Origin of the sequence: Mesorhizobium sp. M0052, from assembly GCF_040323255.1 — a bacterium.
In the GTDB taxonomy this organism is placed as follows: domain Bacteria; phylum Pseudomonadota; class Alphaproteobacteria; order Rhizobiales; family Rhizobiaceae; genus Mesorhizobium.
Genome location: NZ_JAMYUS010000021.1, coordinates 121,865 through 127,864, shown reverse-complemented (window position 1 = coordinate 127,864; position 6,000 = coordinate 121,865). Strand labels below are relative to the sequence as shown.

Sequence of the window (6,000 nt, the reverse complement as noted above, 5' to 3'; positions counted from 1 at the left end):
CCCCGGGCGCCGCCTCCGGAATCCAGCCATTCGGGCGTTTGTGATGGACGGCCCCCCCCCACTCCGTCGAGCTTCGCTCGACACCTCTCCCCCGATCGACGGGGGAGAGGAAATGCGTCGGCGTTCGCCTTCCACGTCTTGCCCCATCAACAGTCTGCCCGTGCCACACGACAGCCAGGCCTATTATCCATATCTCGGGCCAACGCTGCGGCGCACCGCGCGGAGGGACTGGAATTGACGTCGACGCAGATTGCCGCAGCTGAAGCGAAGGGCTTGCCGATCGGCGCGTTGCTTGGCGCCATGGTGTCGATCCAGATCGGCGCCACCTTCGCCAAGGGCCTGTTTCCACTGATCGGCGCCAATGGCACCACGGCGCTGCGGCTGGTCGTGGGGGCGCTGATGCTGGCGGCGGTGCTGAGGCCGTGGCGGGTGCGGCCGTCGCGCGCCGTGCTGCCCTGGCTCATCGCCTACGGCGTCAACCTCGCGGCGCTGAACCTGCTGTTTTATGCAGCGCTCGCCAGAATTCCGCTCGGCGTCGCGGTGGCGCTCGAATTCTGCGGCCCGCTGCTCGTGGCGACGCTGTCGTCGCGGCGCGCCACCGACTTCGTCTGGGTGGTGCTGGCCGTTGCCGGCATATTGCTGTTGTCGCCCTTCATCCACTCCGGCAGTGCACTCGACCCGATCGGCGTGATGCTGGCGCTGGCCGCCGGCGGCTGCTGGGCGCTCTACATCGTCTTTGCGCAAAAGGCGGGCGCCGAGCTTGGCAGCCAGACCACGGCTTACGGGCTGGTCATTGCCGCTGCTCTCGCCCTGCCGTTCGGCCTAGCCGAGGCGGGTACCGGCCTGATCGCACCCGCGATCCTGGTCAGCGCGCTGCTGGTCGGGCTGTTCTCCAGCGCCTTGCCGTTCTGGCTGGAGATGGTGGCGCTGACCCGGATGCCGGCCAGGCTCTACGGCACGCTGACTTGTCTGGAGCCGGCGCTGGGCGCGCTGGCCGGCTTCCTGTTCCTGCACGAGACCCTGAGCCCGCTGCAGTGCGCGGGCGTCGCCGCCGTGGTCGTCGCCGCCTTCGGCGCCGCGCTGACCACCAAGCCGCCGGTGCCGTCGCCGGAATAGTTGCCCGAGATGGGTATATGAGGCCGACGCCATGTCCGCCGGTCCCGTGTCCGGTTGCTCAAGCGCCTGCAGCATCGATATATGGATCGATGTATGTGCAGGAGATCCAGATGAGCAGGGCCGACAGCATTGCTTGAGCCGTCCGTGATCAAGGCAATACTCCTTGTCGGGTTCGCCGCTGTCGTTGCGGCTCTCGCCTGGCGGCTGGCGCGGTCTCGTCTCAGAGCCCGGCTTCGTGAAGATCCGGCCAACGACTACGCCGTGCGCCGGGACTGGTCGGGCAACCACGGCAAGCTCAATCATTCGTCCTTTGTCTATTTCGATGCCGATCGCGACGGCCGCTACGGGCTCGGCGACCGCCCGATGGCCGGCATCATGGTCAGACTGCATGATGGCGACGGCCGCTTCGTCGCCGCGGCGCGGAGCAACCGCGGCGGCTTTGCCAATTTCCTGGCGTCGGCGAAACGTCGAGCCGCGCCCATCCATGTGCCGGGCAGCTACCGCTTCACCGTGTCGGTTCCGCCCGGCTGGCGCTCCAGCAGCGCCAACGAGGTCCAGTCGCAGCACCTCCGGCCGCTGCCGGGCTCGCCCACCGGGCTGGCCTCGGAAGCAATGCTGCAGCCGGTCGGCCTGTTTGCGATACGCCGGCTCAGCGGCCGCGTAGCGGACGGTGCTTCGGCGAGCATCTCGGTGATGGCGAAAGGGCAAGAGGTGGCGGTGCATCCGCTAAGTGCTGGGGCTGGCTTCCGTCTCGATCTGCCCGATGACGCCGACGCGATCGAAGTCACCGGCGATGGCATGGAACGACGACTGGCCTTGTCCGCCTACCCGACCGAGCTCGGCCTGCTGTCGCCCGAGAACGCGGCTGTCGACAGCGCCGCGTCCTTGCAGGCCATCGGTTTCGACGATGTCACCACGCGCGGCCTACGCAAGGTGCCGTCCGGTTATGCCGGGTTGACCTGGTTCAACCTGAACGCACTGGCGCGCGATCATACCGAAGGCAGCGAAGGCTACGTCAACGGCAATATCTCGGGAGACCATGTCTGCTATACGAGCAGCGGACACCCGGCCGAATTCTCGAGCGACAAACCGTTCGGGTTCCATTCCGTGATGCTGACGGCGGCATGGTTGAAGTCCGAAGGCGAAACCGCACTGGTCGAGAGCTGGCTTGGCGACCGGCTGATCGCCAGCGACACGATCGTCCTGTCGGCACTGGCGCCCGTCCACTATGCGCCGATGCTGGCGGCGGTGACGCGCGTACGCCTCTCCACGAGCCACTATTGGCAGCTAGTGCTCGACGATCTGGTGGTTGTGCGCTGAACGGTCCCGCCGCCTGCGGGAGATCATGCTCCGGAAACGATCAAGCCGCCCGACTCTGCCAGGAGGATCTCGATCTACCGGGGAACGAGTTTAGCCCGGAATAGGAGCAGAAGCGCCGTTCGCGGTGATCTGCGAGAGCTTGCCCTTTTTTACCAGCACTGGCTTGGAATAGGTCTTCCTCATTTTCCACTCTCCACGTCGGGCACCCAAAGCCCTGTTCCCGGCCAGACGGCACGAGGCGTCGGATAATCGGCTGCTAGACGGCGACCGGCCCGGAGCCGTTACCATTGTCGGCTGTAACCTGCGAGAGCTTGCCCTTCTTGACCAGCACCGGCTTCGAATAGGTCTTCTTCATGCCGCATCTCCAGTGTCAGGCGAGGCCGCCAGATCAGGCGACAGCCGACTCAACGACTTCACTCGATCGGGCCGGAACCCGCTCCATTGGCGAGCGCCGTAACCTGCGAAAGCTTGCCTTTTTTGACCAGAACAGGCTTCGAATAGGTTTTCTTCATAGTGAATCCTCCAAGCTTACGCGATAATGCCAGACGGATCGGCACTGTCAACCTTCGCGGCGCCGTCGTCCCGCCCCGGGTTTTCTTGGTCCCGATGCACTAACTGCAAGTCCACCTTCATCGACAAAGCGTTGTTCTTGGGCGTGCATGGCGTGGCCGGGTTGCGGTGCGAAAAATGTCCGAAACTGCGGCGGGTATGGCCTGGTTGGTCGGCCTGCTCAAACAGAGCGGCAATGCAGCGCGGACTGGCCCAGCCTAAACATTGGCCTTGCCGTCGCGCCGCACTCACAGTTCCTTCTCCGCCAGTTCGCGGAAGGCATCGGGAACCGAGCGCCGGGCTTCCAGCGCCACGGCGCCATAGCCGACAGCCTCTCTGCCAAAGCGCTGGCGGATCTTGTCGATGGCGCGGTCGGCGCCAAAGCGCGCCAGGCCTTGCCTGCTGCCGGGCCGCTGCTTTTCATCGGCAAGCCCGAGCGGCAGCTCCAACTGCAGCTCGGCACTTTCTTCCAGCTGCGACACCGAGATCGCCAGCAGCGAGATGGTCTTCTCCCGAGGGTTGGCGGCCAGCACGCCGCGCACCAGCTCCCCGGCGATTTCGGCCAGCATCGCGGTTGCCGAAATCGGCTGATCGAGCGTCAGCGAGCGTGTGACAGCGTGCAGATCGGCGAAACGCACGCGCACCGTCACCGTGCGCCCGGGCCGTGATTTCGCCCTGAGCCGGCTGGCGACCCGGTCTGCCAGATGCAGCAGGACGGGTCCGAAGATACGCGCCTCGGCCGGCCGTCTGCCAAGCGCCGACTGCGCGCCGGCGGAATGCGACGGCCTGTGGGTTTCGAGCTTTCGCGGGTCGCGGTTCCATGCCAGCGACGCCAGCTTTTCGCCGGCGGCGGGCCCGAGCAACCTTCGCAGCGCCCCGCTATGCGTTTTTGCCAACTGGCCGATGGTCTCGATGCCGATCTCGGCCAGCCGCGCTCTGGTCGCCGGGCCGACGCCCCACATCAGCCCGACCGGCAGATCATGCAGGAAGGCAAGTTCGGTGTCCGGATCGACCACCACCAGCCCGTCGGGCTTGGCCACCTGCGAGGCGATCTTGGCCAGATGCTTGGTGCGCGCCACGCCGATCGAGATCGGCAGGCCGAGCTCTGCCCGGACGCGCCGACGCACCGTGGCGGCGATCTCGGCCGGCGGCCCGAACAGATGCGTGCAGCCGGCGACGTCGGCAAAGGCTTCATCGATGGAAATCCGCTCGACCAGCGGCGTGAAATCGTCGAGCACCTTGATGGCGGCGTCGCCCAGCCGCTGATAGTCGGCGAAATGGCCGCCGACGAAAATCAGTCCGGGGCAAAGCTCGCGCGCACTTCGTCCGGGCATGCCGCCGCGCACGCCGAAAACCCTGGCTTCGTAGGAGGCGGCAAGCACGACGCCGCCGCCGACGGCGATCGGCTTGCCCCTGAGCGCCGGGTCGAGCAACTGCTCGACCGAGGCGTAGAAGGCGTCGAGATCCGCATGCAGGATGGTGGGCTCCATCCCGACCGTTCCCTTTGCGGCGTTGCAGCATTAGCCGCGTCTGTTGTGAGAGGCGTTTTTGCCGAACAAATAGAGAACAAACAGGGCCTATTGTCAAGCGAAGCGGTTGTCGCCGGTCGGCCGTTCCAGGTCGGGCTGTCGAGTGCTCCGCCTGGGCATCGGACCTGCGGAACATTGTCTCTCGCCTCAGCGTTCATATCCGCGACGGGACGCTGTTTTTGTGGAGGCCGGTATGGGCCAGTTCGAGATGATCGACCTCGTCAGCGTCATTGACGCCTGCACGAGCGATCGCGTTGCCGGGCACTGCGTGTCAATGGCCAGGGCGGTGGAGGAGTTGCGAGTGCTGACCGGTGATTTCGTATCGCCGGACGAGACGGTGGCCAACGCGCTGTCGGCAGTGGCGCTGGGGCGCGGCTGCGCGGTGGTGTTCGACGAGCGAGCGGGCGCCGACATCTTGCTGACGCCGTAGCGGGGCGGCGCCGGGTTGTGGCAGCCAGAAAAGTCGAACAGCGTGCAAAAAGCTGTGCAGGCATGGCCCATAAGCGCGGCGTGGAAAATTTCTGCGCGTGGGTGTATTCTCCAGGACGCAAGCGGTCGCAGACCGCATAGGGGGAGAAATGACATGCCGAGGATTTCGGAACTCTTTTTCAAAACTGCCATCTTGTTCCTGATGTTGGGGATTGCGGCCGGCCTGCAGATGGCGATCTCGGGCGACCACGCCGCTTTTCCGGCGCACGCGCATATCAATCTGCTCGGTTGGGTGACGAGCGCCATCTTCGGCGGCTACTACGCGCTCAATCCGCAAAAGGCGGCGCGTCGCGTCGCCATGATCCACTACGGGCTCTACACTCTCGGCTTGGTGATCATGCTGCCGGCGCTGTACGTGATGCTGCAGGGAAACCCGGCGCTTGAACCGATCGTCGCCGGCGGCTCGCTCATTATCGCCGCTGCCGTTCTGGTTTTTGCTTTCGTGGTGTTTTCGCCCGAAACGGCGCGCTCGGTGTCCGGCGTGGTTCCGGCCTCTCGCTGACTGTTCGCGCGCGGCGATCAAAGTCCGACCCGCATTCGCGACCCGCGACACGGGTTGGCCAGGCCGATGGCCGCAGCCGCTGGCTGCGGTGTCTATCGCCGCGTCGGCGCTTAACATACCCGAGTCCCACCACGTATTATTTCGTGACTATTTGGCGTCGGAACCTTCCCAGATATCGCGCGTTGCGGCGACTGTATTCGCGCTGCCTTATATAGGCAGACTTGAGTACGTCCACAGCATGGGTTGGGGGAGGAGCAGGCCACCATGTCGAAAAGAGAAATCGGAACGTCGGCCTCACTGGGCCGACGCATCGCCGATCTGAAAGCCAGGATGCGAGACGCCAGCGTTACTGAACACGAGATGCAGACCTTCCAGAAGGTCGCAGCCATCATGGGAGGTGTCGAAGGCTCCCTACGCCTCGACGCCGACGACCTGATCGCGGCGTCCTTCGTCACCGAGGCGCTCGGCGATCCCGGGTCGAATTGAAGGTCAGAG

9 protein-coding genes are annotated in these 6,000 nt (G+C 65.2%); 5 read left to right on the top strand and 4 right to left on the bottom strand.

Annotation, left to right across the window (positions count from 1 at the left end; genetic code table 11):
* The first annotated feature begins 234 nt into the window (after nt 1-234).
* Together NKJ77_RS25315 and NKJ77_RS25310 are read left to right on the top strand one after the other, a co-directional pair.
* Nucleotides 235-1,116: an EamA family transporter gene (locus NKJ77_RS25315; protein WP_023693874.1), complete on the top strand. Its 882-nt coding sequence runs from the start codon at nt 235-237 to the stop codon at nt 1,114-1,116.
* Nucleotides 1,117-1,260: 144 nt separating this feature from the next.
* Complete coding sequence (locus NKJ77_RS25310; protein WP_023693873.1) at nt 1,261-2,436, top strand: hypothetical protein; 1,176 nt, start codon at nt 1,261-1,263, stop codon at nt 2,434-2,436.
* Nucleotides 2,437-2,526: 90 nt separating this feature from the next.
* On the opposite strand, the gene NKJ77_RS25305 is transcribed toward NKJ77_RS25310, so the two are convergent.
* From NKJ77_RS25305 to dinB, 4 genes are all read right to left on the bottom strand, one after another.
* Entirely contained in the window at nt 2,527-2,619 is a 93-nt protein-coding gene (locus NKJ77_RS25305) for a hypothetical protein (protein WP_023689018.1), read from the bottom strand.
* 73 nt (nt 2,620-2,692) lie between these two features.
* A complete protein-coding gene (locus NKJ77_RS25300) occupies nt 2,693-2,791 on the bottom strand; it encodes a hypothetical protein (protein ID WP_023684816.1) in 99 nt (32 codons plus the stop codon).
* 58 nt (nt 2,792-2,849) lie between these two features.
* Nucleotides 2,850-2,948, bottom strand: coding sequence for a hypothetical protein (locus NKJ77_RS25295; protein ID WP_023670351.1), 99 nt, complete (start codon nt 2,946-2,948; stop codon nt 2,850-2,852).
* A 285-nt stretch (nt 2,949-3,233) separates the two neighbouring features.
* Nucleotides 3,234-4,475, bottom strand: a complete 1,242-nt coding sequence (dinB, locus tag NKJ77_RS25290) for a DNA polymerase IV (protein WP_023749883.1) — start codon at nt 4,473-4,475, stop codon at nt 3,234-3,236.
* 232 nt (nt 4,476-4,707) lie between these two features.
* Here dinB and NKJ77_RS25285 point away from each other — a divergent pair, with 232 nt between their 5' ends.
* The 3 genes from NKJ77_RS25285 (at nt 4,708) to NKJ77_RS25275 (ending at nt 5,991) form a co-directional block, all read left to right on the top strand.
* Nucleotides 4,708-4,944 carry a hypothetical protein gene (locus tag NKJ77_RS25285; protein ID WP_023670353.1) on the top strand — a complete coding sequence of 79 codons (237 nt, stop codon included), beginning with the start codon at nt 4,708-4,710 and terminating at the stop codon, nt 4,942-4,944.
* Nucleotides 4,945-5,097: 153 nt separating this feature from the next.
* Nucleotides 5,098-5,505 (top strand): heme-copper oxidase family protein, encoded by a 408-nt coding sequence (locus NKJ77_RS25280; RefSeq protein ID WP_023695509.1) that lies wholly within the window; start codon nt 5,098-5,100, stop codon nt 5,503-5,505.
* Nucleotides 5,506-5,769: 264 nt separating this feature from the next.
* Nucleotides 5,770-5,991 carry a hypothetical protein gene (locus NKJ77_RS25275; protein ID WP_023693867.1) on the top strand — a complete coding sequence of 74 codons (222 nt, stop codon included), beginning with the start codon at nt 5,770-5,772 and terminating at the stop codon, nt 5,989-5,991.
* Nucleotides 5,992-6,000 lie beyond the last annotated feature (9 nt).

Coding starts and splice junctions, on each gene's coding strand:
- NKJ77_RS25305 (WP_023689018.1), bottom strand. CDS start 2,619: ATGAGGAAGACCTATTCCAAGCCAGTGCTGGTAAAAAAGGGCAAGCTC.
- NKJ77_RS25300 (WP_023684816.1), bottom strand. CDS start 2,791: ATGAAGAAGACCTATTCGAAGCCGGTGCTGGTCAAGAAGGGCAAGCTC.
- NKJ77_RS25295 (WP_023670351.1), bottom strand. CDS start 2,948: ATGAAGAAAACCTATTCGAAGCCTGTTCTGGTCAAAAAAGGCAAGCTT.
- dinB (WP_023749883.1), bottom strand. CDS start 4,475: ATGGAGCCCACCATCCTGCATGCGGATCTCGACGCCTTCTACGCCTCG.
- NKJ77_RS25285 (WP_023670353.1), top strand. CDS start 4,708: ATGGGCCAGTTCGAGATGATCGACCTCGTCAGCGTCATTGACGCCTGC.
- NKJ77_RS25280 (WP_023695509.1), top strand. CDS start 5,098: ATGCCGAGGATTTCGGAACTCTTTTTCAAAACTGCCATCTTGTTCCTG.
- NKJ77_RS25275 (WP_023693867.1), top strand. CDS start 5,770: ATGTCGAAAAGAGAAATCGGAACGTCGGCCTCACTGGGCCGACGCATC.